The organism is Streptomyces sp. NPDC022910 (assembly GCF_055561075.1).
The window spans coordinates 198134-223688 of the sequence record NZ_JBVHHL010000002.1 but is presented as its reverse complement, the minus strand read 5'-3'; the positions used below and the strand labels follow the sequence as shown (position 1 = coordinate 223688).

At 71.6% G+C, this 25555-nt stretch carries 20 protein-coding genes and 1 pseudogene; 6 read left to right on the top strand and 15 right to left on the bottom strand.

Annotation, left to right across the window (positions count from 1 at the left end):
* A complete protein-coding gene (locus ACZ3TS_RS02840; RefSeq protein ID WP_467613165.1) occupies positions 1-597 on the top strand; it encodes a HEAT repeat domain-containing protein in 597 nt (198 codons plus the stop codon).
* A gap of 3 nt (positions 598-600) precedes the next feature.
* On the opposite strand, the gene ACZ3TS_RS02835 is transcribed toward ACZ3TS_RS02840, so the two are convergent.
* Both ACZ3TS_RS02835 and ACZ3TS_RS02830 read right to left on the bottom strand, forming a co-directional pair.
* Positions 601-1062, bottom strand: coding sequence for a DUF4265 domain-containing protein (locus ACZ3TS_RS02835; protein WP_467613162.1), 462 nt, complete (start codon positions 1060-1062; stop codon positions 601-603).
* A 19-nt stretch (positions 1063-1081) separates the two neighbouring features.
* A complete protein-coding gene (locus ACZ3TS_RS02830; RefSeq protein ID WP_467613159.1) occupies positions 1082-7459 on the bottom strand; it encodes an RHS repeat-associated core domain-containing protein in 6378 nt (2125 codons plus the stop codon).
* Positions 7460-7561: 102 nt separating this feature from the next.
* On the opposite strand from ACZ3TS_RS02830, the gene ACZ3TS_RS02825 reads away from it, so the two are divergent.
* Both ACZ3TS_RS02825 and ACZ3TS_RS02820 read left to right on the top strand, forming a co-directional pair.
* A complete protein-coding gene (locus tag ACZ3TS_RS02825) occupies positions 7562-7624 on the top strand; it encodes a trp operon leader peptide (protein WP_467613373.1) in 63 nt (20 codons plus the stop codon).
* 99 nt (positions 7625-7723) lie between these two features.
* Complete coding sequence (locus ACZ3TS_RS02820) at positions 7724-9664, top strand: anthranilate synthase family protein (protein ID WP_467613157.1); 1941 nt, start codon at positions 7724-7726, stop codon at positions 9662-9664.
* Here the strand turns inward: ACZ3TS_RS02820 and ACZ3TS_RS02815 are convergent.
* The 5 genes from ACZ3TS_RS02815 to ACZ3TS_RS02795 form a co-directional block, all read right to left on the bottom strand.
* Positions 9610-10611 (bottom strand): 2-hydroxyacid dehydrogenase, encoded by a 1002-nt coding sequence (locus ACZ3TS_RS02815; protein ID WP_467613154.1) that lies wholly within the window; start codon positions 10609-10611, stop codon positions 9610-9612. The two genes, ACZ3TS_RS02820 and ACZ3TS_RS02815, sit on opposite strands and share 55 nt — an antisense overlap.
* Before the next feature lie 128 nt (positions 10612-10739).
* Positions 10740-11768 (bottom strand): 6-phosphofructokinase, encoded by a 1029-nt coding sequence (locus ACZ3TS_RS02810; RefSeq protein ID WP_467613152.1) that lies wholly within the window; start codon positions 11766-11768, stop codon positions 10740-10742.
* A gap of 150 nt (positions 11769-11918) precedes the next feature.
* Positions 11919-12566, bottom strand: coding sequence for a response regulator (locus tag ACZ3TS_RS02805; RefSeq protein WP_467613371.1), 648 nt, complete (start codon positions 12564-12566; stop codon positions 11919-11921).
* Positions 12567-12607: 41 nt separating this feature from the next.
* Positions 12608-13840: a MacS family sensor histidine kinase gene (gene macS, locus ACZ3TS_RS02800; RefSeq protein WP_467613149.1), complete on the bottom strand. Its 1233-nt coding sequence runs from the start codon at positions 13838-13840 to the stop codon at positions 12608-12610.
* 68 nt (positions 13841-13908) lie between these two features.
* Positions 13909-14694, bottom strand: coding sequence for a lysophospholipid acyltransferase family protein (locus ACZ3TS_RS02795; RefSeq protein ID WP_467613146.1), 786 nt, complete (start codon positions 14692-14694; stop codon positions 13909-13911).
* Positions 14695-14857: 163 nt separating this feature from the next.
* Here ACZ3TS_RS02795 and ACZ3TS_RS02790 point away from each other — a divergent pair, with 163 nt between their 5' ends.
* Both ACZ3TS_RS02790 and ACZ3TS_RS02785 read left to right on the top strand, forming a co-directional pair.
* Entirely contained in the window at positions 14858-15637 is a 780-nt protein-coding gene (locus tag ACZ3TS_RS02790) for an alpha/beta hydrolase (protein ID WP_467613143.1), read from the top strand.
* Positions 15630-16193 carry a hypothetical protein gene (locus ACZ3TS_RS02785; RefSeq protein ID WP_467613140.1) on the top strand — a complete coding sequence of 188 codons (564 nt, stop codon included), beginning with the start codon at positions 15630-15632 and terminating at the stop codon, positions 16191-16193. Before ACZ3TS_RS02790 ends, ACZ3TS_RS02785 begins: the two co-directional genes overlap by 8 nt.
* A 26-nt stretch (positions 16194-16219) precedes the next feature.
* Here the strand turns inward: ACZ3TS_RS02785 and ACZ3TS_RS02780 are convergent, their stop codons facing one another.
* The 6 genes from ACZ3TS_RS02780 to ACZ3TS_RS02755 form a co-directional block, all read right to left on the bottom strand.
* Positions 16220-16978: an endonuclease/exonuclease/phosphatase family protein gene (locus ACZ3TS_RS02780; protein ID WP_467613137.1), complete on the bottom strand. Its 759-nt coding sequence runs from the start codon at positions 16976-16978 to the stop codon at positions 16220-16222.
* Between the two features lie 124 nt (positions 16979-17102).
* The gene (locus ACZ3TS_RS02775) at positions 17103-18056 is read right to left on the bottom strand and encodes an ROK family glucokinase (RefSeq protein WP_467613134.1); all 954 of its coding nucleotides are present in this window, start codon (positions 18054-18056) and stop codon (positions 17103-17105) included.
* 182 nt (positions 18057-18238) lie between these two features.
* The gene (locus ACZ3TS_RS02770) at positions 18239-18763 is read right to left on the bottom strand and encodes a DUF5304 domain-containing protein (RefSeq protein WP_467613131.1); all 525 of its coding nucleotides are present in this window, start codon (positions 18761-18763) and stop codon (positions 18239-18241) included.
* Positions 18764-19025: 262 nt separating this feature from the next.
* On the bottom strand, positions 19026-20204 hold the full coding sequence (locus ACZ3TS_RS02765) for an ArsA family ATPase (RefSeq protein WP_467613128.1): 1179 nt from the start codon (positions 20202-20204) through the stop codon (positions 19026-19028).
* A gap of 73 nt (positions 20205-20277) precedes the next feature.
* Positions 20278-20724 carry an SRPBCC family protein gene (locus ACZ3TS_RS02760; protein ID WP_467613125.1) on the bottom strand — a complete coding sequence of 149 codons (447 nt, stop codon included), beginning with the start codon at positions 20722-20724 and terminating at the stop codon, positions 20278-20280.
* A gap of 155 nt (positions 20725-20879) precedes the next feature.
* Entirely contained in the window at positions 20880-21677 is a 798-nt protein-coding gene (locus ACZ3TS_RS02755) for a metallophosphoesterase family protein (RefSeq protein ID WP_467613122.1), read from the bottom strand.
* A 308-nt stretch (positions 21678-21985) separates the two neighbouring features.
* Here ACZ3TS_RS02755 and ACZ3TS_RS02750 point away from each other — a divergent pair, with 308 nt between their 5' ends.
* On the top strand, positions 21986-23782 hold the full coding sequence (locus ACZ3TS_RS02750; RefSeq protein WP_467613119.1) for an AMP-dependent synthetase/ligase: 1797 nt from the start codon (positions 21986-21988) through the stop codon (positions 23780-23782).
* 50 nt (positions 23783-23832) lie between these two features.
* On the opposite strand, the pseudogene ACZ3TS_RS02745 reads toward ACZ3TS_RS02750, so the two are convergent.
* Both ACZ3TS_RS02745 and ACZ3TS_RS02740 read right to left on the bottom strand, forming a co-directional pair.
* Positions 23833-24207: pseudogene (locus tag ACZ3TS_RS02745) on the bottom strand (FAD-binding protein); the annotation flags it as partial.
* A 120-nt stretch (positions 24208-24327) separates the two neighbouring features.
* Positions 24328-25470: a glycosyltransferase family 4 protein gene (locus tag ACZ3TS_RS02740; protein ID WP_467613116.1), complete on the bottom strand. Its 1143-nt coding sequence runs from the start codon at positions 25468-25470 to the stop codon at positions 24328-24330.
* Positions 25471-25555: the final 85 nt, after the last annotated feature.

The window sequence follows — 25555 nt, the reverse complement described above, 5'->3', positions numbered from 1 at the left end:
ATGGGAACGGACACCGACGCGCTGCTCGAACAGCTCTCCGACCGCCGCTCCCCGCGGCGCCGCGCCGCCGCGAAACGGCTGGGGCAGACCGGTGACACCGCCGCGGGCCCCGCTCTCCTCGACGCGCTGCGCGCCGAGATCGCGGACGCCCGTACCTGGGAGACGCAGTACGAGATGGCGCTGGCCCTCGGCCTGTGCCGCCATCATGAGGCGTTGCCGTTCCTGCGTGAGCTCGCCGGGCGGCCCTTCGCCGCGACGATGGTGTATGTCGCCATCGGCGAGTCCGTCGTCCGGCTCGCGGGCGATCCGGCGCAGGCCGCGCTGTGGTGCCTGGAGCAAGGGCCCGAGATGCTCGCCGACGGGGCGCTGCGCGGCGTGGCCCGCCTGGGGCTCGTACCGGAGGAGCCGGTGCGGAACGCGATCCTCGACTTCGTCGAGCGCACTCCCCGGGAGCACCACCTGCGCTACTGGCCGGCCGTTGCGGCGGCCCGCTGGCCGGGCCGCCGCGCGCGGTCCTACCTCAAGAAATGCGCCCGGGGGCCACGCGAGGACGTGGCGGAGGCCGCCCGCGCTTCACTCGCGCAGGCGGCCGGGTGACGTTCAGTCCTCGAGCCACCAGTTGAGCGGTTCGCCGTCGTCCGCGAAGACGTTGGCGTAGGTCCACTGGCCCTCGGGCACGGCCGCCGCGTAGGCGTGGAAGGCCCCCTCGATGGCCGGGAAGCCCGCCGTCGCCGGGACCGTGTACACGCAGAAGGTGTGCCGATCGTCCCGGGTTGCGCTGCGGCTGTCGAGCCACCCGCCCAGTGCCTTGACCCGCTCGGTCAGTTCGCCGAGCCGCTCCTCGGCCCCGGCCGGGCCGCTGACCTGGACCGCCACGTTCCCGCCCCGGCCGATGACGGTGAAAGAACCGTCACCGGCAACGACGAGGACGTCACCGGCCGCCGCGCCCCGCGCCAGGCCCGGCGAGCCGAGGAGCCGCCAGCGGCCGGCCCCCAGCTCACGGGCGGGCACGTCCTCGCTGACGGGGCGGCCGGACGGGCCGGTCGCGACCAGCAGCCGCACGGTGTCCCCACTGGTCGGGCTAGTCGGTTCTGCCGAACCCGGCACCGCAACTCCCTCGCTCGTAGCACGACATGCCCGGACTTGGCCTGCCGCGGTTCTGTGCGCTGCTGTTGCAGGCAGCGCCCTCGAGACAGGCGTTGTAGCGCGAGAGGTTACCGCCCTCGGACGTGGGCACGTTGCGGTGCCCCACCTGGACGTTGTCAGGATTCCGGGTGGTCTGTCCGCAGCGCCAGCAGGTGTAGACACCGCCCGCCTCGTCGGCCTCGGCGAGCAGTTGTCGGCGTACGGCATCCTGACCGGCTCTGGATCCCGGGACCGTCGGCCCGGTGGACAGGGCGATCTCCTTGGCGGTCGCGCCCTCGCCGTCGGAGAGGACGCGCCCGCCGCCGCCCATGGGCTGCCGGGTGGCCGGGCGCGGAGCCCGTCCGACGGTGTCCTTCACCACCTTCGCGGCGGCGGCGACCTTGCTGCCGCCGGCCCGGAGCGCGTTGGACACCGCCCGGCCCGACTTGGCCGCGGCGCCGGTGAGGGCCGAGGCCGCCTTGCTGGTCGCGGTCGAGACGGCCTTGCCGACCGAGGTGGCCGCGACAGCGTCGACCGCGCGGGAGGCGACCGCGCTCACGCCCTTGCCGAGGACGCCGCCGAGCGCACCGGCCGCCGCGCCGATGCCGACCCGCATGCCGAGACCGCCCCAGGAGAAGTCGGTCTTGCCCTCGGCGACGTCGACGCCGTACCCGGCGGCCGCACCGGCCGCGCCCGCCGCGACACCGGCCACCACCAGGCAGCCCACGCCGGTGGAGCACAGCGCGCCGACCGCGATGCCGACGCCGATGCCGACGGCGACATCCGCGATGAGGCCCTTGTTCTCCTTGGCCCAGTCCCAGGCCGCCGAGGCGCCTTCCTTGACCGCGTTCCACGCCCCGGACAGCGACCACAGGCCGGTCGGGTCGACGTACAGGATCGGGTTGTTGGCGCCGTAGGAGTACGGGTTGGCCGCCTGCGCCGAGGAGTTGTCGACGGCCGGGTCGGTGGAGATGAACCGGCCGAGGTCGGCGTCGTAGTAGCGGGCGCCCAGTTCGTTGAGGCCGGTCGTGGGGTCCCTGGTCTTGTCGAGCCAGCCGTGGTCCGTCGGCGGAAGGGCCGAGCCGGCCCGGATCTCGCCGAACGGGTTGTAGTACGTGCGCTCGACGAGGTTCGTGCCGGCCGGAACGGCGATCTGCGCCGAGCCCTGGGTGTCGTTCAGCTGCCACTTCAGCACGCCGCTCGGCAGCCGGACGGCGACGGTCGTGGACTCGACGTTGTAGTAGCGGGTGCCCTTGGCGATCCCCAGCGCGACGGTGATCTCCTGGCCGTCGATGTAGAGAGTGGCCACGCCCAGCGGGTCGATGCGGGCGAGCCGGGTGCCGTCGGGCGCGTGGACGAAGCGGGTGTGCTCGACCAGCTTGGCGGTGACCTTCTCCAGCCGCTGCTGCGCGTCCCAGTCGTACGTGGTGGGCAGGAGGCCCTGGACCTTCTTGCTGAGCGCGCCGTCGGCGTCGTACGTGAAGCGGTCGTGGCCCGCCTCGGTGACGGCGTGCGGGTGGTCCGGGTCGTCGTACTCATAGGTGGTCGTGCCCAGAAGACCGCGCTGGGAGGTGATGTTGCCGTCCGGGCTGTAGGTCCAGGACTGGTTGTATCCGGCCGGCCCCTCGTGCGTGGTGGTGGAGTCGGCGTCGGAGCAGTCGGTGCGCTCGGTCGTCCAGGCGTGGTCGAGCCGGTTCAGCGCGTCGTACGTGAAGCAGCCGGCTACGGGCTCGTGCAGGGAGGTGTCGGTGACGGAGGTGAGGTTGCCCGCGTCGTCCCAGGCGTAGGTGTCGTCCTGCCGGGCCTCCAGGTCGTCGGAGAGCGGCTTTTGGACGAGGGTCTGGATGCGGGACAGCCGCTGGGTGCCGTCCTCATAGGCATAGGCGCGGCGCAGCGTCAGGTGGGGATTGGCGTAGTCGCGGCTGGCGAGCTTGCCGTCGGCGGCATAGCCGGTGGCGCTGACGTAGCCCGTCCGGATCTCCTTGCCGGTGAGCGGGTCGGTGACGGTGCCGTCGAGGGTGACGGGGTTGCCGAGCCGGTCGTAGCCGGTGCTCACCGTCTCTGCGGGGGTGCCGATGGCCGCGTCCGGGTACTCCTTGCTCACCACGTGATCGGCGGCGTCGTAGCCGTAGCGGACGGTGAACTTCTGGTCGTGCAGGGAGCCACCGAGACCCGCCGGGAAGCTCCAGGTGCGCCCGGTGACCCGGCCTCGCGGATCGAATCCGCCGGCTGCGATCGTGTATTTCTTGCCGTCCTGGTAGGTGGTCTGGGCGGTGTTGCGCCCGATGGAGTTCGGCACGTCGGGGTCGTCGTACGTCCAGGACGCGGTCTTCTCGCCGCTGCCGGAGGCGCCGGCCCAGCGGGTGACCGGACGGTTCAGGGCGTCGAAGTCGGTGGAGACCGCCGGGGCAGCGGAGTCGATGTGCTTCGCGTCCCAGGTGGCGACGGTGTTGCCGTTGCCGTCGTAGCGGGCCCGCGAGCGGCCGGAGTCGGCGTCCTGGGCGGCGGTCCTGCGGTTCAGCAAGTCGTACTCGTAGGACGACCTGTGGCCCGCGGGATCGGTGCTGGAGGCCACCTGGTCGGCCGGCGTGTAGGTGTAGGTGGTGGTCACGGCGTCGGTGCCGGTGCCCTCCTGGAGGGCGGTCTGGCGGCCGCGGGCGTCGGTGGTGCTGGTCTTGGTGACTCCGCCCCTCGGGGGCACGATGCGGGTCCGGTCGCCGTAGTAGGTGTACGTGGTCGCCCACAGCTCCTTGCCGCCGCCGAACTGCGCGGCACGGACGACCCGGCCGAGGGCGTCGAAACTGTTGCGGGTCTCGTCCGCCCGGTCGGCGGGCACGGAGACCAGGGCGGTGCCCGGGGCGCCGTCGGTCACCACGGGCAACGACGAGACGGCGGGGTTGCCGAGGTCGTCGTACCGCTGGTCGGTGACCACGGTCTTCGGGCTGTCGTCGGTGGCGGCTGGCGACAGTTCCTGGGTCTGCCGGTCGCGGCCCAGCGCATCGAGGTACTGCCAGCCGGTGACGTACAGGTCGCCGGACTGGAGCCTGCGCGTGGTCACCAGGGGCGGCTTGCGGTGCTCCGGGTCGAGTACGTAGGCGAACGTCTGTGCGGGTGGGTCGTCCGCGGTCTGGTCCGGCTCGTGCACCGAGGTGAGCCGGCCGAGCTGGTCGTAGCCGTTGACGGTGGTCCGGCCGTTGGCGTCCTTCACGGTCAGCGGCTGCTGGCGGTCGGGGTCGAGGGTGGTGACCTCGGCGTGGCCGAGCGCGTCGGTCTCGGTGATCGTCGCCGGCCGTCCCACGGCCGGTTCGTAGGCCGTCCTGGCCGTGTTGCCGTTGCCGTCGGTCTCCGTGAGCGTGCGGCCGTAGGCGTCGAAGGTGGCGCTCGTCGTGACCGTGTCGGAGACGGTGTCCGGCCCGCTCGCGGTCACGGCCGCGACGGCCCGGGTGACGTCCCCCTTCGTGACCGCCTCACCCAGGGCACTCGCGCCGTCGTAGTACTGGTCCTTGCCGTTGACCAGCGACTTCGGGTCGTCGCACGTGCCGCTGTAGCTGCGCACCCGGTAAGGGAAGGCGAGCATCCAGGCGTCGAGGGTGCCGGCGGAGCGGTCGTACGACGTCCTGGTGCAACGGACGTCGGAGCCGGCCGAGTCGAGCACCGAGGTGACCTGGCCGTAGGTGTCGTGGTCGGTTTTCAGACTGGTGGTGCGGCGGGAGCGGTCGCCGTTGTCCGCGATGACGGTCTGGCGGTTCTCGGAGCTGTTCTCGACGACCAGGTGTGCGTCGCCGTCCGGGTCGCTCTCGCCTTCCTTGACCGGGGTGGTGTGTGCGGAGGTGTAGCCGTGCAGCGTGCCGCCGAGCTCGTACGTGGCCTCGCCGTCGGCGCTCACCTGGAACTGGACGCTCTCCCGCTCCTTGCCCCGCAGATACGGAAGGTCCTTCAGGGAGGTGCCCTGGGAGTCGGTGACCTCGACGGACTTGTGGGAGCCGTCGGACTTGAGATCGCCGTCCATACCGCGGAAGTGCAGGGTGCGGGTGATCTGGGCGGCGCGGCTCGTGGCCTCGCCCCGGTACTCGGGGTCGGTCATCTTCGCGACGTCCACGCTGCCGTAGCCGCGCCAGTCGCTCCAGGAGCGGCGCTCGGCCTTGGTGACCGGGTCGTCGTCGTGGTGCCAGGCCGGTGTGCCGCGGTAGCGGTACTCGGTCGTCTGCGGGGGTGAGCCGCCGCCGCTGTCGCGCACGGTGACCTTGGTGGTGAGGTACTTATGCCAGACACCGAAGCCGGAGTCCGTGCCGTTGGTGCGCCAACCCGGGAAGCAGTCCTGCGAGTTGGAGTCGTAACGGCCCTCGGGCAGGTCGTCGACCGGGCAAGGGTGGGGCTGTCCGTACGTCACGTCGACCCGGCGGCCCAGTTCGTCGACGAACGAGGTGATCCGCAGCTTGCGCATCTCCGGGGCGCCCGCCGCCGGATCGGCGTCCGCCCGGTTGGGAAACTCCTTTCCGGTGAACTCGACAGCGGGCAGCTTCAGTTCACCGGAGCCGGCCAGCCCCGTCTGCTGGACCTTGGTCAGCCACAGCATGGCGCTGGTGCCGTCCGACGGCTTGGGGTAGTCGTAGGTGAAGTCGAGCCGGTCGATGTCGCTCCAGCCGCCGTCACCGTTCGAGCGCTGGGCGGTGACGCTGCGCAGCAGCGTGTCGGTGAAGAACGTCGGAGACTTCTGCTCCTCGCCCGTGCAGTCGCCGCTCGCGCACAGCGAGTCCAGCGGCGCGTCGGGGTAGGAGGAGGCGTGGTCGGCGTCGAAGGCCGGGCAGTCACCGGAGCCGTCGGCCGCCTCCACGCAGCGCAGGCCCGTGGTGAAGTGCAGCCGGGCCGGGGCCTGCTGGTTCTCGGCGCCGGAGCGCTGCGAATAGACGATGTCCTTGAGATGGCCGCCGCGGACGTACGACGTCGACTTGGCCGGGTCGCCGTTGCGCGCGTAGCGGTTGGACTCCCGCTCGTAGAAGTAGGTGTTGGAGTTGCCGTGCGCGTCGACGACACCGTCGAGGTTCCAGCGCCAGGCCTGGGTGCAGTACGAGTCCTCGACGCTGCCCTTGTGGCAGGGCTCGTCCTCGTCGTCGCCGAAGACCGGGACGGTGTAGACGGAGTCCGTGGCCGTGCCCGTGGTGGCCTGCTTGCCCCGGCCGAAGGAGTACTGGGTGCCCTGGGGCGTGGTCACGAGCCAGTACTCGCCGTCGTTGTCGCCGTTGTCGGCGCCCGTCTTCCGCTGGACCCGCCAGCCCGGGTCCTCCTGGGCGCGCCAGGTGTCGCCACCCGCCGCCGTGTCCTTGACCAGCGAGGACGAGGTGCCCTGGAGGGAGATGCGGTACTCGTCTCCGGCCCAGCACAGGTCGCCGGTGTCGCCGCCGTCGTCGGCGCATCCGTTGTAGCGGCGCTCGATGTACGGCAGTGCGAGGTCCCAGCCCTGGCCGACCCAGGACGGCTGGTTGTTCTCGGCGGCGACCATGCCGTCGACGGCCTGTGAGGAGTAGCCGAGGCTGATGTCGGGAGCGTCGCCCGCGATCGCGGGGGCCTGCGGCAGCGGCAGTGACCAGGAGAAGTCGCCGGAGCTCAGGCCGACCTGCCACTTGCTGGAGGAGGAGAGCGTGGTCGCGGTGGCGGAACCGGCCTCGCCGCTCGGGGCGGCGGCGACCACGAAGACCGTGCCGGGGTCGGTGGCCACGTCGGCGGAGAGGGTGTGGGCGGTGAGGTCGATGCGGCTCCTCACCGGCGTGCTGGTGGTGCACTTCGCCGCCCGGGGCGTGGTCAGGGCGCAGGCGGGTTTGGCGATCAGCCGCAGCCGGGACTCGAAGTCGGCGCCATAGGCCTCGCGGAAGCCGGAGGTGTCGACGCGCACACCGACGCGGTCGGTGGAGTCGGCGCCCTTCAGAGTGAACGCGGTTGCGTGGCCGCCGAGTCGGCGCGCCTCGGTGTTCCCGTAGGCCCGTACGTCGACCTTGTCCGCAGCGGCGGACCTGGTGCGGGACGCGGTCACCGAGACAGCGGTGCCGGCCGCGCGCACCGGGTCGGCACCGACGGCGACGGTCGCCTCGCCGGGCGAGGGCCAGGTCACCTTGGCGGGCCGGGCACCGGCCAGGGGTCTGCCCCGGGTGTCGGTGGGTCTGGTGTCGAAGGCGGCGCCGGCCTGGACCTCGGTGCGGCCGATGGAGGTCACCGACTTCTCGGCGTCCGCCGGGGACACGCTCCGTTCCGTGGCGGCCCGCGCGATCGCCGGCTGGAGTCCCGATAAGCACAGGGCCAGGACGACCGCCCTGACCATGGATGACCGCAAACGCTTCATGTGTCCCCCTCCGCCCGTTGGACCTCAAGACTCGAGGTGAGGTCATGTACGCGTCAAGAGGAACTTGAGCCACATCGGTGGGGGTGGTGTAAGGTTCGCCGCATGTTCGCGCACTCGACCCAGCACCAGAACTGGTGGTGGACCGCTTCTCCGGCGGCCCACTGACTGCGCGTACCCACGACTTCGCGAAGGCCGCCCGAGGGGCGGCCTTCGGCGTTTGTGCGACCAGGGTCGTTCCTCCCTCTGACAGACAGACGAGGAACCATGGAGCTCACACAACTCCTGCACGATGTCCGCCCGTTCGCCCTGCTGCGCCGCCGCGCACCCGGGCGTGACCACGACACCGTCGAGGTGCTGATCGGTCGAATCGGCGGCTACGAACGTCTCGCCGACCTCCCCGACGAGGGCCTGGCACTCGTGCCGTACCGCCAGATCCGCGAGCGAGGCTTCGACGTCCGCGACGACGGCACGCCGCTGCTGGCCCTGACGCCCGAGGAGTCGTACGAGCTTCCCCTCGACCAGGCCCTGGCCCAGCTCCCGGGGCACGACGTCCGGGTCGAGGACGGCGGCTTCGACGTCGCCGACGAGGAGTACGCGGGGATCGTCGGCCGGGTGCTGCGCGAGGAGATCGGGCAGGGTGAGGGCGCGAACTTCGTGATCCGGCGGACGTACGAGGGTCGCATCCCCGGATTCGGCCGGGCCGACGCCCTCGCCCTGTTCAGGCGACTGCTGGTCGGCGAGCGGGGCGCGTACTGGACCTTCGTGGTGTGCACGGGAAATGGACAAGAGCCCCAAGGGGCTTCCTCGGAAGGGCGGGGGTGGGAGACGGGTGGGCGCACCCTGGTGGGCGCCAGCCCCGAGGTGCACGTGCGGATGTCCGGAGGGACCGTCGTGATGAACCCGATCAGCGGGACGTACTGCTACCCCGCCGGCGGCCCGACGCCCGAGGGCCTGCTCGCCTTCCTCGCCGACGGCAAGGAGACCGAGGAGCTGTCGATGGTCGTCGACGAGGAGCTCAAGATGATGTGCACGGTCGGTGACATGGGCGGTGTCGTCGTCGGGCCGCGCCTGAAGGAGATGGCCCACCTCGCGCACACGGAGTACGAGTTGCGCGGCAGGTCCACGCTCGACGTGCGCGAGGTGCTGAAGGAGACCATGTTCGCGGCGACCGTCACCGGCTCGCCCGTGCAGAACGCCTGCCGTGTGATCGAGCGCCACGAGGCCGGTGGCCGCGGCTACTACGCGGGCGCGCTCGCGCTGATCGGACGGGACGCCGGCGGCGAGCAGAGCCTCGACTCCCCCATCCTCATCCGCACGGCCGACATCGACGCCGACGGACGGCTGCGGGTGCCGGTCGGCGCCACCCTCGTGCGCGGCTCGGACCCGGCGGGCGAGGTCGCGGAGACACACGCCAAGGCGGCCGGGGTGCTGGCGGCGCTCGGAGTGCGTCCGGCGCGGCCGCGTGAGGAACAGGCACGGCCGGGGCTGGCGGACGACCCGCGGGTGCAGGCGGCGCTCGACGGGCGGCGGGGCCGGCTCGCGCCGTTCTGGCTGCGGATGCAGGAGCGGGCCTCGGACCTCACGGGGCACGCCTTCGTGGTCGACGGCGAGGACACGTTCACGGCGATGCTCGCGCACGTCCTCAAGTCGTCGGGGTTCGAGGTGACCGTACGCCGGTACGACGAGCCGGGCCTGCGGGAGGCGGTGCTCGCGCACGAGGGCCCGGTGGTCCTCGGGCCGGGACCGGGCGACCCCTCGGACGTGACCGACCCCAAGATGCGGTTCCTGCGGGAGCTGACGGCGGAGGTCGTCCGGGGGCACCGGCACGGGGTGCTGGGCGTGTGCCTCGGCCATGAGCTGATCGCGGCCGAGCTGGGCCTGGAGATCGTGCGCAAGGAGGTTCCGTACCAGGGCGCGCAGACCGAGATCGACCTCTTCGGGCGGCAGGAGACCGTCGGCTTCTACAACAGCTTCGTGGCGCGCTGCGACGACGAGGCGGCGGCCGAGCTGGCCGCGCACGGTGTCGAGGTCAGCCGCAGCGACAGCGGGGAGGTGCACGCGTTGCGCGGGCCGGGGTTCGCGGGCGTCCAGTTCCACCCGGAGTCGGTGCTGTCGGTGGGCGGCGCCGCCGTCGTACGGGAGCTGCTCGGTCAGCTGGCCGCCGTGGGCACGAGCACATTCTCGGAGCGGCGCCCGGCCGTGTAGTCGAGGACGTTGCGCACCGTGGCGTCGACGATCTGCGTGACGGCGTCCTCGGTGTAGTACGCCTGGTGGGACGTGACCAGGACGTTCGGGAAGGTGACGAGGCGGGCCAGGGTGTCGTCCTCGACGGGCTCCAGGGACTTGTCGAGGAAGAACAGGCCCGCCTCGGCTTCGTACACGTCGAGGCCGACGCCGGTGAAGCGGCCCGCGCGCAGCTCGCCGACGAGCGCCCGGGTGTCGATGAGGCCGCCGCGGCTGGAGTTCACGAGGATGGCGTCGTCCTTCATGGTATGCAGGGCGGCCGCATCGATGAGGTGGGTGGTCTCCGGCATCAGCGGAACATGCAGGCTGATCAGATCGGACTGGGCGAGCAGCTCGCCCTTGGCGACGTACTTCATACCGAGGGCCACACAGGCCGGGTTCTCGGCCATGTCCCAGCCGAGGAGCCGCATGCCGAAGCCGTGGGCGATCCGGGTGAACGCCTCGCCGATCTTGCCGGTGCCGAGCACACCGGCGGTGCGCCCGTGCAGGTCGCGGCCCATCAGGCCGTCGAGGCGGAAGTCGAAGTCACGGGTGCGGTTGTCGGCGCGGACGATGCGCCGGTTGACGGCCATGCCGAGGGTCCAGGCGAACTCGGCGACGGAGTACGGCGAGTAGTACGAGACCCGGTCGACCGTCATGCCGAGGCGTTCGGCGACCGGAAGGTCGACGTTGTTGAAGCCGGTGGAGCGCTGGGCGACCATCTGCGTCCCGCCGACCGCGAGGGTCTGCAGGACGCCTGAGCCGAGCTCGCAGTTGACGCTGGTGCAGACGATCTCGTGGCCGACGGCGATGGGAGCCGTGTCCTCGTTGAGGAAGACGTCGAGACAGCGGATGTCGTGGTGCCCCGCGAAGGCCCTCTCGAGCAGAGGCTTCTCGTCGGCCTGCACACCGAACGCGAGGATCTCCACGGGGCCCTCCGGGGGTTTGGCCGGTATCGCCTGATACCGGTGAATATACGGCGGTGTGGATGCGGGTGCCCCTGCGGGGGCGCCCCCGGAGGGAGACCGCTGGGGGATTGCGGGACCGGCCGCAGATGTCAGCCGAAGAAGACGCCGACCTCCTCGTACAGCTTCGGGTCGACCGTCTTCAGCTTGGCCGTGGCCTCCGCGATCGGGACCCGGACGATGTCCGTGCCGCGCAGGGCGACCATCTTGCCGAAGTCGCCGTCGCGGACCGCCTCGATGGCGTGCAGCCCGAAGCGGGTGGCGAGCCAGCGGTCGAAGGCACTGGGCGTACCACCGCGCTGGACGTGCCCGAGCACGGTCGTGCGGGCCTCCTTGCCGGTGCGCCTCTCGATCTCCTTCGCCAGCCATTCGCCGACGCCCGAGAGGCGGACGTGCCCGAACGAGTCCAGCGACGCGTCCTTCAGCACCACGTCGCCGTCCTTCGGCATCGCGCCCTCGGCCACGACCACGATCGGCGCGTACGACGCCTTGAACCGGGACGTCACCCACCCGCACACCTGGTCGACGTCGAAGCGCTGCTCGGGGATGAGGATGACGTTGGCCCCGCCGGCCAGCCCCGAGTGGATGGCGATCCAGCCCGCATGACGGCCCATCACCTCGACCACGAGCACCCGCATGTGGGACTCCGCCGTCGTGTGCAGACGGTCGATCGCCTCGGTCGCGATGTTGACCGCGGTGTCGAAGCCGAAGGTGTAGTCCGTGGCGGACAGGTCGTTGTCGATGGTCTTCGGTACGCCGACGACATGGACCCCGTACTCGTCGGCCAGGCGCGCCGCGACCCCCAGGGTGTCCTCGCCGCCGATCGCGACGAGCGCGTCGACCTCCTCCTTGGCGAGGTTCTCCTTGATGCGGCGGATGCCGTTCTCCTGCTTGAGCGGATTGGTGCGCGAGGAGCCGAGGATCGTACCGCCGCGGGGCAGGATGCCGCGCACCGCGGGGATGTCCAGCCGGACGGTGTCGCCTTCGAGGGGCCCGCGCCAGCCGTCGCGGAAGCCGACGAAGTCATAGCCGTACTCCTGCACGCCCTTGCGCACGACGCCCCGGATGACGGCGTTGAGCCCGGGGCAGTCGCCGCCTCCGGTCAGTACTCCGACCCGCATGGAAATGTCCCTTCGCCGCGGTTGCCTGATGCGAGTCACGCTAATGGTGACCCACGTCACTTCGGCATGGTGCGGAAGGTCAATTCCGGTGAATTGTCGGGTAGTTGATCACTGCAAATCCACTCGAAAGTGGGATGCGGCAACACTGGTTCACTCGCCGTCGAGCCCTCGCTCGATCGCGTACCGCACCAGCTCCACCCGGTTGTGCAGCTGGAGCTTGCCCAGGGTGTTCTGGACGTGGTTCTGCACGGTGCGGTGCGAGATGACCAGGCGCTCGGCGATCTGCTTATAGCTCAGACCCTTGGCGACCAGCCGCAGCACCTCGGTCTCACGGTCCGTCAGCCGCGGTGCCTTCGGCTCGTCGGCGTCCGCGGCGGGGGCCGGTTCGGAGGCGAGGCGGCGGTACTCGCCCAGGACCAGGCCCGCGAGGCCGGGCGTGAACACCGGGTCGCCGACCGCCGTGCGGCGTACCGCGTCTATCAGCTCCTCCGTGGACGCCGACTTCAGCAAATAGCCCGTCGCGCCCGACTTCACCGCCTCCAGCACGTCCGCGTGCTCACCGCTCGCCGACAGCACCAGGACCCGCAGCGCCGGGTTGGCGCCTACGAGTTCCTTGCAGACCTGGACGCCCGGCTTCGCGGGCAGGTTCAGGTCCAGCACAAGCACGTCGGGCGCGGCCGCCTGGGCGCGGCGCACCGCCTGCTCGCCGTCCCCCGCGGTGGCGACCACGTCGAACCCCGACTCGGTCAGGTCGCGGGCGACGGCGTCCCGCCACATGGGGTGGTCGTCCACGACCATCACCTTGACCGGGGCCCGCCGTGCGTCGACCGTGTCCGCCGTCATCGTTTCTCCGCCTTCCCCCGTGAGGCCGGGTCCTTCGCGTCCTTCGGGACCTTCAGTTCCACTTCTGTGCCCTGGCCCGGGACCGAGAGCAGTTCGGCCGTGCCGCCGATGTCGCGCAGTCGGCCGCGGATGGACTGGGCCACCCCCAGGCGCCCCTCGCCCTCGGCCTGGGCGAGCCGCCCTTCCGGGATGCCGGGCCCGTCGTCCCGTACGGTCACGACGATCCCGTCCGGCTCGTCCTCGACCAGGATCCAGGCACGCGCCCCGTCCCCCGCGTGCCTGCGCACATTGTCCAGGGCGGCACCGACAGCGGCGGCCAGTTCTCGCGCGACGGCCGGGGCGAGCGGCACCGGGGAGCCGGGCTCGGAGAGTGTCACCCGGGCGCGGGCGTACGGGGCGAGCACGGAACGCAGGTCGACGGGGCCCTCCTCGGGATCCGGCTCGTCGACGGCGCGCACGACCGCGCCGAGCGCCGCGTCCTCCGACACCCGGGAGAGGGGCACCAGGCCCCCGGAGACCAGGGTGCGCAGCGCGACCTCCTGTTCACCGGCCAGCCGCCCCAGCTCCGCGGCCTCGCCGCCCAGGGCGGTACCGCGCCGCTGCACCATGGCGAGCACCTGGAGCACGCTGTCGTGGATGTCCCGGGCCAGCCGCTCCCGCTCGCGCGTCGCGGCCTCGATCTCCAGGGCGCGGGCGAGGGTGCGCTCGGAGGCACGGGCGACCTCGACGACGTATCCGATCGCGATGGAGGCGACCCAGACGAGGATCACGTTGTGGACGGTGTCCCGGGCCGGGGCGCCGCGTTCGACCAGGTTCGCCGCAGCGACGGTCGTGGAGGCCAAGGCCGCCCACCGCCAGCCGCCCTTGATCGCGTACGCGAGGACGGACCCGGCTGTCCATATGGACGGCAGGGTGGGGCCGCCCGCGACGATCCGCTCGTGCGTGACGGCGAGGGGCGTCAGGAGGATGCCGACGAGCGCGACGGCGAGGTCGACGGCGAGGAACCGCTTGGTGCAGCTCGCGGCGTTCGCGACCCTGGGGAGGGTGGCCAGCGTCCACACGCTGAGCACGACGTAGTACGAGATCGCCAGCCAGGGCCTGGAGAACGTGCCGTAGGCGGTCGCGAAGAGCCCGATCGCGTACAGCATCGTCAGGACGCGATACGCGGTGAGCGCACGCCACAGCGGCTGCTCGACCGACATCCTGATGACCCGTTCGCGCTTGGCCATGTCCCCCCTTGTTTTCGTCGCGCCCCTTCGGCTCGCTCCCACCACCCCCGAGCCGTAGGGACCCGTCCCTAAGAGCCCGCCGGTTCCTTCCCGGCTTCCTTTCCGGCTTCCTTCGCGGCTGCCTTCTCCGCGTCCTTCTGCGCCTGCTTCTCCGCGTCCTTCTGCGCCTGCTTCTCCGCCTTCGCCGCCTCCGCGATCTGCCGCTTGGCGGCGGTCGCGTACATGTCGACGTACTCCTGGCCGGAGAGCTTCATGATTTCGTACATGACCTCGTCGGTCACGGCGCGCAGCACGAAACGGTCCTGCTCCATGCCCTGGTAGCGGGTGAAGTCGAGCGGCTTGCCGATGCGGATGCCCGGGCGCATCAGCTTGGGGATGATCTTCCCGGGCGGCTGGATCTTCTCTGTGTCGATCATGGCCACCGGGATGACGGGCGCGCCGGTGGCGAGCGCCACGCGCGCCAGACCGCCGGGCTTGCCCCGGTAGAGTCGGCCGTCCGGCGAGCGCGTGCCCTCCGGGTAGATGCCGAACAGCTCACCGCGCTCCAGCACCTCGATGCCGCTCTTGATGGCGGCCTCCCCCGCGCCGCGTGCGCCGGAGCGGTCGACGGGGAGCTGTCCGACGCCCTTGAAGAAGGCGGCGGTCAGCCGGCCCTTCACACCGGGCGTCGTGAAGTACTCGGCCTTCGCGATGAAGGTCACCTTGCGGTCGAGGACCACGGGCAGGAAGAACGAGTCCGAGAAGGACAGGTGATTGCTCGCCAGGATCGCGGGGCCCTCGGCGGGAACGTTCTCCAGACCTTCCGCCCAGGGTCTGAAGGCGAGCTTCAGCGGCCCCCCGATGGATACCTTCATCGCGCCGTACAACACCCGAGTGCCTCCTGTGTCTGTGAAACAGACCTTAACCCGCTCCACCGGCAAAGAGACCGACGGCTCTGGTCGGTGTCAGTGCCGTCGCGTACGGTGAAGTACACGCAATCGACGTGCCCAGCCCCATTCCATGAACAGGAGACCGAACGTGCCGGTCCTTCCTGGAGCCGAGCCGTACCGCCACGACGGCGGGGAGGTCGGCGTCCTCCTCTGCCATGGCTTCACCGGTTCCCCGCAGTCGCTGCGCCCCTGGGCGGAGCATCTCGCCGAGCGCGGCCTCACCGTCTCGCTGCCGCTGCTGCCCGGACACGGCACGCGCTGGGAGGACCTGCAGCTCACCGGCTGGCCGGACTGGTACGCGGAGGTGGACCGCGAGCTGCGGGCCCTGCGCGAGAGCTGTGCGCAGGTGTTCGTGGCCGGTCTGTCCATGGGAGGCGCCCTGGCCCTGCGGCTCGCCGCCAAGCACGGGGATGCCGTCAGCGGCATCGTGATCGTCAACCCGGCGAACAAGGTGCACGGCCTGTCCGCGTACGCCCTTCCGGTGGCCCGCCACGTCGTCCGTACGACGAACGGGATCGCCAGCGACATCGCCAAGGAGGGCAGCGTGGAACTGGGCTACGACAAGGTGCCGCTGCACGCGGCGCACTCCCTGCGGAACTTCTTCCGCCTGCTCGACGGCGAGCTTCCGCAGGTCACCCAGCCCCTGCTGCTCCTGCACAGCGCCCAGGACCACGTCGTGCCGCCGGCGGACTCGGCCCGCATCCTCAGCCGGGTCTCCTCCACGGACGTGCGGGAGATCGTGCTGGAACAGAGCTACCACGTGGCGACGTTGGACCACGACGCGGACCGGATCTTCGAGGAGAGCCACTCGTTCATCGGCCGGCTCGCGCCCAGTGTCGGCAAGGAAGGGACGGCCGCAGGTGGCTGAGCACGACTCCGACCGCGAGGACCGCGAGCCGGACGAGAAGGGTGTGCCCTTCGACGAGGAGGCCGCCTGGGCGGCGATCGTCGCGGGGTACGGCCAGGAGCCGCCGGACCCGCCCGGCGCGAAACCGTTCAAGCCGGTCGAGGACCTGGCGCTGCCAGGGGAACCGAACGGCGTCAAGGACAAGGACGACGACGCGAAGGACGAGCCGGCCAAGCCGCTGGGCAGCTCGATCTCCTTCGCGCCCGGCGTGGGCCCGCGCGACTACACGACGCCCGAGCCCTCCGAGGACGACTTCGACGAGGACGACGAGGGCCACTTCGTCCCGCCGGAGCCGCCGCCACTGCCGGAGGCCGACACCACGGCGAAGTTCGCCTGGCTCGGGGTGATCGGCGGCCCGATCCTGCTCCTGCTGGCAGTGCTGCTCGGCTGGGAGATGACCTGGTGGCTCGCCACGCTCGGTGTCGGCGGCTTCCTGGGCGGCTGCGTGACGCTGGTGGTGCGCATGAAGACGGGCGACGAGGACGACGACGACCCGGGTCGGGGCGCTGTGGTCTGACCGGCGCGAAAGCGACTGCGAAGGGCCTACGCGGACGGGACCCTCAGGGCGGCCAGGACCGGGAAATGGTCCGTGGCCGCCCTCAGGTCCGGCTCCGTCACTCCCGGCTGACCGAGGGGGACACCGCAGCCGAGGACCTCGACACCGCTCGTGGCGAAGATCGCGTCGATCCGCTTGTGGGGATCGCCGGGCGTCCAGGTGTACTCGGCACCCCAGGGGGCGGCGGCCCGGCCGTCCTGGAGGTCGGCCGCCAGCCGTTGGAAGGTGGGGCCGTCCGGGCGCTCGTTCAGGTCGCCGCCCGCGATCGCGTGCTGCACACCCATCCCGGCGAGCCGGTCGAGCAGCATGCCGCCCTGGGCGTACCGCTCCTCCCGCTCCAGGCTCAGATGAAAACTGACGACGCCGAGCCGGGCGCCGCCGAACCGCACGACCGCCGTCGCGAAACCCCGTCGGTGCAGCCCGGGGGCGAGCGGCAGCAGCACATCCTCGGTGCGCTCGACCGTGGCGCGGAGCGAGCAGAGAATCGCCGGTCCCGCCGCCGTCGCACCACCCGAGAGGATCACCAGGCCGGAGGCCGCCGCGAGCCGGGCGAGTTTCTTGCGCCAGCGGAAGAAGCGGGGGGCCTCCTGGACGAGCACCAGGTCGGGCGCGCAGGCACGGATCACCCGGGCGAGGGCATCGGTGTCGTCGCGCATCGAGCGGATGTTGTAGCCGAGGACCCGGAGGACGGCCGAACCGTCGGGCTCGGTCTGGGAGTTGGGCAGCAGCGGAGTCGAGGACACCATGCCGATCAACATACGCCGTGCCCGGCACGAAGGCGGGCCGACCGGGTGCCCCGCCCGCGGGAACGGCAGCGCCCGCCGGCCCCGGCGTCGGGGGGCGGGCGCTGCCGTGCGAAGCGGGTGACCGCTACATGATCGGATCGGGCTCCCGGGCCAGGTCCGCCGCGCCGACCAGGCCCGCCTCGTTGCCCAGCTGGGCGGCGATGACTTCGGCGACCGGCCGCCAGTTGCCGCCGACCAGCCAGCGCTTGTACGACTTGCGGATCGGGTCGAGGACGAGTTCGCCCTCGTCCGAGAGCCCGCCGCCGACGATGAAGGCGGACGGATCGAAGAGCGAGGCCAGGTCGGCGAGGCCCGCGCCGGCCCAGCGGGCGAGCTCGCGGTAGGAGTCCACCGCCACAGGGTCGCCCTGGCGGGCGGCCATGGAGATGTGCTTGCCCTCGATGCCGTCGGGGGTGCCGTCGCCGAGGCCGAGCAGGGTCTCGGCATTCTCGGGGGTGGCGTTGGCGCGCTGCTTGGCGTATCTGACCAGGGCGCGTCCGGAGGCGTACTGCTCCCAGCAGCCCTGCGAGCCGCAGCCGCACAGCAGGCCGTCGGGGACCATCCGGATATGGCCGAACTCGGCGGCCACACCGAAGTGGCCGCGGCGCAGCTTGTTGCCGATGATGATCCCGCCGCCGAGGCCGGTGCCGAGCGTGATGCAGATGACGTTGCGGTGGCCCTTGCCCGCGCCGAACTTGTACTCGCCCCACGCGGCCGCGTTCGCGTCGTTCTCGACGACCACCGGGAGGCCCACGCGGGCCTCGACCTTCTCCTTCAGCGGCTCCTGACGCCAGTCGATGTTCGGCGCGAAGTAGACCGTGGAGCGCTGACGGTTGACGTACCCGGCGGCGCCGATCCCGACACCGACGATCTCGTGTCCCGCACGGGCGCCCTCGACGGCAGCGGCAATGGCGTCCACGATGCCCTCGGGCGTGCCCGGAGTCGGCACCTTGTGGGTCGAGAGGATGTTGCCTTCCTCGTCGACCACACCGGCCGCGATCTTCGTGCCGCCGATGTCGACGCCGATGGTGAGTCCCATGAATCCCTCAGTTTCGGTCGAGCCCCGCTACGGCCAACCGTACCCGAGGGGGCTGAGGGGTGTCGGAGGCCTCCCAGTGGCCGGACCTCGGGCACACTCGTGCCCGGCCCAGGTCCTGTCGGCGAACTCCCGCCGTCCGCCCGCAGGGCGGACCTCGCAAGGCGGGAGTTCGACGACCGGGCCTAGTCCAGGTCGATGCGCTCCCCCGGACCCTCGCCGTCGCCCGGCCTGCGGGGGTCGAAGTCGCCGGAGGTGCGGCTGGCCCAGCGCCGTTCCTGGGCCTCGACGGCCGAGCGGTAGGCCGCGAGCAGCTCCGAGCCGGCCGCGGCGAGGTGGTCGAAGACATCCGGGTTGCGCTCTATGACGGGTTCCACGGCGGCCTTGGCCTGGCGTACCGCCTGCTGGACCATCTGCTGGGCCGCGCCCGACGCCGCCGCGCCGAACAGCGGCGTCTGCAGCCCGGACAGCTTGTCCGCGACGGCGTCGACGAGCTTGCGAAGCTCTTCGGCGGCCGAGCCGGGCGGCTTGCCGTAGCGGGCACGTCGGCGGGCCTTCTCCGCGGCGAGGTCTTCGGCGCACGCCTTCGCCCAGGCGTCGGCGTCGGTGGCACTCCCCCAGGCTTCCGACTCCGCTCCGGCAGGGTGGATCCCCATCTTGTCGGCGGCCTCGTCCTGAGCGGCGTCGGACGTGGGGCGCTCTTCGCTCATGGCGGACTCCTGACTGCGGTTCGTACTCCCGACGTTACCCGAACGGGGGTACGCGTTTCACCGTGTGCCGGGCCCTTTCCGGCGCCCGGGGTCGGACGCCCGCGGTCGGGCGCCGGCCCGTCGGACGCCGGCCCGTCGGACGCCGGTCGGTCGGACGCCGGCCCGTCGGACGCCGGTCGGTCGGGCGCCGGCCCGTCGGACGCCGGTCGGTCGGACGCCGGTCGGTCGGACGCCGGCCCGTCGGCCCCCGGTCGGGCGCCGGTCACGCCCCGCGCGGCCACAGCTCCGGGTCGGGAGCGAAGCGGATGCGCAGCTCGCCCTCGCGCAGGGCCGCGCCGCCCACGGTGCAGCGGCGCAGGGCCGACGGGAGCGGAACGATCCGGCGGAACGGTCCCGCGGTCACGACGAGTTCGTCGCCGCGCCGGACGAGGTCCAGTTCATCGCGTATGGCGCCGGGCAGCGGGATGTGCCAGACGAGCACGCCGTCCTCGGCGAGCCGGTCCGTCACCGGCCACTCCACCGGGGCGGGCGCCGGGTTGACGGCGGGGGCGGCCAGCGTGGCGAGGTCGTCGGCGCCGCGCGGGTCACGTCCGAGGTGCAGGACACCCTGCACACCGTGGGCACCGTATGTCCCATGCCACTCCTCCAGGGCCTTGCGCTGCTGGGCGGCGAGGCCCGCGAGCCAGGTGTCGTGGCCGGTGTCGGGCAGGACACGGTTCGCGACCAGGAACTCGGGGCGCAGGGCGCGCAGGGCGAGGCCGGTGACGGCGGTGCGGACCGCGTCGGTGCCGGCCGGGCCCGGCTCGGCGACCAGCCAGACGCTCGTTGTCCGGTCGGCGACGACGGCCTCGACGACGGCCAGCTCGACGTCCCAGCGTGCGGCGGTCTCGTACAGCCACTCGGCGGGCATCGGGACGCCCGCGAGCCGGCCGAGCACGGGGCGCAAAGCGCGGGCCGCCTGCCGCTCCGGCGGGAGCAGACGGCGCAGATAGCGGCGGAGCTGCTCGGGGAGGGCGAGCAGGTCGAGCCCCCGTGAGACGGGGGGCAGGTCGACGACGAGGAGGTCGTACGCCTCCGAGAGCGCGGCGTCGCGCAGTGCGCGCAGGAGGGCGAGTTCCTCGGCGCCAGGCAGGGGGGTGACCTCCTCGGCGTCCAATCGGGAGGCACCGAGGAGGTCGAGCGCGCCGGCCGCACGGTCCTGGAAGGCGACGAGGTCCTCCCTGAAACGGGCGGCGGGGTCCGGGCGCCAGACGGTGAGCCCAGGGGCGGCCTCGACGGGGGTGGCGCCGGTGGGGACGCCGAGTGCGGCACCGAGGGTGTCCGTGCGGTCGGCGCTGAGCACGAGGGTGCGGGCGCCCTGGCGGGCGGCGCCCAGCGCGGTGGCCGCGGCGACGGTGGTCCGGCCGGAGCCGCCGGATCCGGTCATCAGGATGGTGCGCATGGGGGTGAACGCTACCGGGGCCCGGCCCACAGGCTGAGCAGGACATCGGCGAGCCCCTCGAACGCCGGACGGGCTAGGTGAGGTCCCCCGACTCCACCCTCTTCTTCAGCCCCGCCAGCGCCCGGTCGATGATGACCTTCTCCGCCTTGCGCTTGATCATGCCGAGCATCGGGATCTTGACGTCCACGGTCAGCTGGTACGTCACCTCCGTGCCGCCCGGGCCCGCCGGCTTCAGGAGGTACGAGCCGTCCAGGGAGCGGAGCATCTGGGACTTGACCAGGGTCCAGGAGACCTCGCTGTCACCCGTCCATGTGTACGCCAGCGTCTGGTCGTCCTTGATGGCGCCCGCGTCCATGACGAGGCGCACCTGCTCGGCGCGGCCCCGCTCGTCCGTCGCGAGGACCTCGGCCTCCTTCACCTCGCCCGTCCAGTCCGGGTAGCGCGCGAAGTCGGCGATCACCCGCATGACGTCGGCCGGAGCCGCCTCGATCGTGATGCTCGAGCTGGTGTATTCCGCCATCGCGGTGGCTCCTCCAGATGCGGTCCGGTGAGGGAGGGTGGTGCGCACGTGTGTGCAGCGTGAAGGCTACCGCGCACACGCCGCGCCGCTACCACCCCACCTGCGCTTCGGCCACCGGCCCGTCGCCCGGCAACCACCCGCGGCCCGCCCGCCGCTCACCACTCCAGCGCCCACGGGCTCCCGCTGCCCGCGAAGTGCCCCACGTTCACACACTCCGTCGCCCCGATCCGCATCCGTCGCACCAGCGGCTGGTGGACGTGGCCGAAGAGCGAGTACCGCGGGCGCGTGCGCCGGATCGCCTCCAGCAGGGCCCGGCTGCCCCGTTCGAAGCGGCGCGCCACCGTGTCGTACACCAGCTCGGGAACCTCCGGCGGGATATGGGTGCACAGCACGTCCACCTCGCCCACCGCCTCGATCTTCGCCGCGTACTCCTCGTCGCTGATCTCGTAGGGGGTGCGCATCGGGGTGCGCAGACCCCCGCCGACGAAGCCGAAGGTCCAGCCGCTGATCTCCACCCGTTCGCCGTCCAGCACGGTCGTGCCCGGTCCGGCGTACTCGGGCCACAAAGTCGGCATGTCGACATTGCCGTAGGTCGCGTACGTCGGCGTCGGGAACGCGGCGAACAGTTCGGCGTACTGCCGGCGCACCGCCTTCTCGATCGCCGCGGCACGGTCCGCGCCGACCCCGGCCCACAGTCCGGCACCGAACGCCCGAGCCTCCTCGAAGCGGCGGGCGGTGCGCAGTTCCACCAGCCGGTCGGCGTTCTCCCTGCCGAACAGGTCCGGGAAGATCCCGCGCGAGTGGTCGGCGTAGTCGAGGAAGAGGACCAGGTCACCCAGACAGATCAGCGCGTCCGCCCCGTCACCGGCCCTGGCCAGGTCACGCGCGTTGCCGTGCACGTCGCTGACCACATGAACGCGCGTCCTCGGGTTGTCGCGGGGTGTGGGTGCCATGGCGATCAAGCGTAGAGGTGTGGGGCAAACGTGAACAGTGGCGGCGGGACCTGCGGTTACTGGCCAGTCAGGAAAGGCGTGGACTAGGGTGCGCAAAGGAACGCCAGCATGTGTGACGCACGGAACATCTCGTCGGGACCCCCTGTCGTAGAAGCCATACCGGCGGGTAACGTCCGGGCAGTCCGGTCGTGCTCAGGGTTTCAACCAACGACTCCGTAGGAAGAACTCTGCGCACCCGCCCGAGCCTTGGACCGCACCGTCGCAGCACACAGAGTCGTGGCGTCGGCGCCCTATGAGGAGCAGCAGTCTTGCGCGAGTTCAGCCTTCCGGCTTTGTACGAGGTCCCTGCGGACGGCAACCTGACCGACATCGTCCGGAGAAACGCCGCGCAGCATCCGGACGTCGCGGTGATCGCCCGCAAAGTGGCCGGTGCCTGGCAGGACGTCACCGCCGCCGCCTTCCTCACCGAGGTGCGGGCCGCGGCGAAGGGGCTCATCGCCTCCGGTGTGCAACCGGGCGACCGGGTGGGCCTGATGTCCAGGACCCGTTACGAGTGGACGCTGCTCGACTTCGCGATCTGGAGCGCGGGCGCGATCACCGTGCCGGTGTACGAGACCAGCTCGCCGGAGCAGGTGCAGTGGATCCTCGGCGACTCGGGCGCGACCGCCTGCGTCGTGGAGCAGGACACGCACGCCGCGGCCGTCGAGGCGGTGCGGGACCGGCTGCCCGCGCTCAAGCACGTCTGGCAGATCGAGGCCGGCGGTGTGGAGGAGCTGGGCCGCGCCGGCAAGGACGTCAGCGACGCGACGGTCGAGGAGCGCAGCTCGCTCGCCAAGGCCGACGACCCGGCGACGATCGTCTACACCAGCGGCACCACCGGGCGCCCCAAGGGCTGTGTGCTCACCCACCGCAGCTTCTTCGCCGAGTGCGGGAACATCGTCGAGCGGCTGCGCCCCCTCTTCCGCACGGGCGAGTGCTCCGTCCTCCTCTTCCTGCCGCTCGCACACGTCTTCGGACGGCTGGTGCAGGTCGCGCCGATGATGGCGCCGATCAAGCTGGGCAACGTGCCGGACATCAAGAACCTCACCGACGAACTCGCCGCGTTCCGGCCGACGTTGATCCTCGGTGTACCGCGGGTCTTCGAGAAGGTCTACAACTCGGCCCGCGCCAAGGCGCAGGCGGACGGCAAGGGCAAGATCTTCGACAAGGCGGCGGACACCGCGATCGCCTACAGCAAGGCCCTGGACACCCCGTCGGGCCCGTCGATCGGTCTGAAGATCAAGCACAAGACGTTCGACAAGCTCGTCTACAGCAAGCTGCGCGCGGTCCTCGGCGGCCGTGGCGAGTACGCCATCTCCGGCGGCGCCCCGCTGGGCGAGCGGCTCGGCCACTTCTTCCGCGGCATCGGCTTCACGGTCCTGGAGGGCTACGGCCTGACCGAGTCCTGTGCGGCCACCGCGTTCAACCCCTGGGACCGGCAGAAGATCGGTACGGTCGGCCAGCCGCTGCCGGGCTCCGTGATCCGCATCGCGGACGACGGCGAGGTGCTGCTGCACGGCGAGCAGCTGTTCACGGGATACTGGAACAACGAGGCCGCGACCGCGGAGGCGCTGGCCGACGGCTGGTTCCACACCGGTGACATCGGCACCCTCGACGAGGACGGCTACCTCAGGATCACCGGCCGCAAGAAGGAGATCATCGTCACCGCGGGCGGCAAGAACGTCGCTCCGGCCGTGATCGAGGACCGCATCCGCGCGCACGCGCTGGTCGCGGAGTGCATGGTGGTGGGCGACGGACGGCCGTTCGTGGGCGCGCTGGTCACCATCGACGAGGAGTTCCTGGGCCGCTGGGCCGCCGACCACGGCAAGCCCGCGGGTTCCACCGCGGCGTCACTGCGCGACGACCCGGATCTGCTCGCGGCGATCCAGGACGCGGTCGACGACGGCAACGCCGCGGTGTCGAAGGCGGAATCGGTGCGGAAGTTCCGCATTCTCTCCTCCCAGTTCACCGAGGAGTCGGGCCACCTCACGCCGTCCCTGAAGCTCAAGCGGAACGTGGTGGCGAAGGACTACGCGGGCGAGATCGAGGCGATCTACCAGAAGTAGGCACCGGCACGAACGCTCATGGCGCGGTGTCCTCGGCGAGGACCCGCGCCATCGTTGTTGACGAGATCCAGCCACAGGAAGGTGGCCAGCGGGGCTTCGGTGCGCGTACGGAACCACATGGAGCGCTCGTCCGGGGCGCTGGTGGAGCAGAAGACCTTGCCGTCGGAACCGGCGGTGTTCCAGAGCCGGCCCATCTCGATCACGAGAGTGCGGATTCCGGCCTGGCCGAGGCGGAGGGCGGCCACGGCACCGCCGTAGCCGGAGCCGATGACGATCGCCGGGGCGGTTTCGACCGCGTCGGGCTCGGCCGCCTCGACGGACTGCAGGCCGATTCGGGTGAACCCCATGGTGGCCGCTGTCTGCAGGGCGAGCATGCCGAGGATTTGACGTCTCATCAGGTGATGGTACGTCAGTTCCTCTGTCATGAGCGCAGCATCGGCGGATTTTCGGCTTCCGGCTAGGGCCGTGAACGGTTTCCGGGCGCCGGGTGAACAGGCCCGCCTGCCGGAAGGACGGCACGATCGGACGGCCGACTCGGCGGCACCTCAGAGGAGTTCCCTCAGCCTCTCCGCCAGCAGGTCCCAGCGCCACTTCTCCTCGACCCACTGCCTGCCCCGCTCGCCCATGCGGCGGCGCAGCTCAGGGTCGCCCAGGAGGGCGATGACGCGGTCCGCCGTGTCCTCCACCGAGCCGCCTGTCACCACCCAGCCTGTCTCGCCCTCGAGTACCGCGTCCGGTGCGCCGCCCGAGTCGCCCGCGACCACCGGGAGGCCCGTCGCGGACGCCTCCAGGTACACGATGCCGAGGCCCTCGACGTCCAGGCCGCCCCGGCGGGTGCGGCACGGCATCGCGAAGACGTCGCCCGCCCCGTAGTGCGCGGGCAGTTCCGACCACGGGACGGCGCCGGTGAAGTGGACCGCGTCGGCGACCCCGGTCTCGTACGCGAGCCTGCGCAGGTCCTTCTCGTAGGGCCCGCCCCCGACGATCAGCAGGACCGACTCCGGCTCCTTGGCCAGGATGCGCGGCATCGCCCGGATCAGGGTGTCCTGGCCCTTGCGCGGCACAAGACGGGAGACGCAGACCACCACCGGGCGGTCCGTGAAGCCCAGGCGGGCGCGGACCTCGTCGCCGCCCGAGCCCGGGTGGAAGGTCTTCTCGTCGACGCCCGGCGGCAGTTGCACCATCCGTCCGGCCGCCTGCGGCGTCAGCGCGGAGGCGATGCGCGAGCGCGTGTACTCGCCGAGGTAGGTGATCGTGTCCGTGGACTCGCCGATTCGGCGCAACAGGCCTCGCGCGGCCGGCAGCTGCGCCCATCCCGCCTCATGCCCGTGCGTGGTCGCCACCAGCCGCTCCGCCCCGGCCCGCCGCAGCGCGGGCGCCATCAGGCCGAGCGGCGCCGCCGCCCCGAACCACACCGTCGTACAGCCGTGCTCCCGCAACAGCCCCACGGCCCGCCGGGTCGCGTCCGGCGTCGGCAGCAGCATCGTCGTCCGGTCCCGTACGACGGTGAAGGGCTGCTCGGCGTCGAAGGCGGCCGTCGCCTCAACACCCTCCCGGCTGCGCTTCCAGGTGGAGGCGTAGACGACGAGCCGCTGGGGGTCCAGGCGCAGCGCCATGTTGTGCAGGAACGCCTGGATGCCGCCCGGCCGGGGCGGAAAGTCGTTGGTCACGATCAGGGTCTTGTGCATCGTCGTCGACAGTACCGAACCGGATGTGCGACCGTACTCACAGTTCCGTACGGCCGCGCTTCATGGCCCTCGCACGGTCCGCCGG

Excerpts from the sequence above, each read along its gene's own strand:
- ACZ3TS_RS02840 (WP_467613165.1), top strand. The coding sequence starts at position 1 with ATGGGAACGGACACCGACGCGCTGCTCGAACAGCTCTCCGACCGCCGC.
- ACZ3TS_RS02830 (WP_467613159.1), bottom strand. The coding sequence starts at position 7,459 with ATGAAGCGTTTGCGGTCATCCATGGTCAGGGCGGTCGTCCTGGCCCTG.
- ACZ3TS_RS02820 (WP_467613157.1), top strand. The coding sequence starts at position 7,724 with ATGGAGCTCACACAACTCCTGCACGATGTCCGCCCGTTCGCCCTGCTG.
- ACZ3TS_RS02810 (WP_467613152.1), bottom strand. The coding sequence starts at position 11,768 with ATGCGGGTCGGAGTACTGACCGGAGGCGGCGACTGCCCCGGGCTCAAC.
- ACZ3TS_RS02805 (WP_467613371.1), bottom strand. The coding sequence starts at position 12,566 with ATGGTCGTGGACGACCACCCCATGTGGCGGGACGCCGTCGCCCGCGAC.
- macS (WP_467613149.1), bottom strand. The coding sequence starts at position 13,840 with ATGGCCAAGCGCGAACGGGTCATCAGGATGTCGGTCGAGCAGCCGCTG.
- ACZ3TS_RS02795 (WP_467613146.1), bottom strand. The coding sequence starts at position 14,694 with ATGAAGGTATCCATCGGGGGGCCGCTGAAGCTCGCCTTCAGACCCTGG.
- ACZ3TS_RS02780 (WP_467613137.1), bottom strand. The coding sequence starts at position 16,978 with ATGGTGTCCTCGACTCCGCTGCTGCCCAACTCCCAGACCGAGCCCGAC.
- ACZ3TS_RS02775 (WP_467613134.1), bottom strand. The coding sequence starts at position 18,056 with ATGGGACTCACCATCGGCGTCGACATCGGCGGCACGAAGATCGCGGCC.
- ACZ3TS_RS02770 (WP_467613131.1), bottom strand. The coding sequence starts at position 18,763 with ATGAGCGAAGAGCGCCCCACGTCCGACGCCGCTCAGGACGAGGCCGCC.
- ACZ3TS_RS02765 (WP_467613128.1), bottom strand. The coding sequence starts at position 20,204 with ATGCGCACCATCCTGATGACCGGATCCGGCGGCTCCGGCCGGACCACC.
- ACZ3TS_RS02760 (WP_467613125.1), bottom strand. The coding sequence starts at position 20,724 with ATGGCGGAATACACCAGCTCGAGCATCACGATCGAGGCGGCTCCGGCC.
- ACZ3TS_RS02755 (WP_467613122.1), bottom strand. The coding sequence starts at position 21,677 with ATGGCACCCACACCCCGCGACAACCCGAGGACGCGCGTTCATGTGGTC.
- ACZ3TS_RS02740 (WP_467613116.1), bottom strand. The coding sequence starts at position 25,470 with ATGCACAAGACCCTGATCGTGACCAACGACTTTCCGCCCCGGCCGGGC.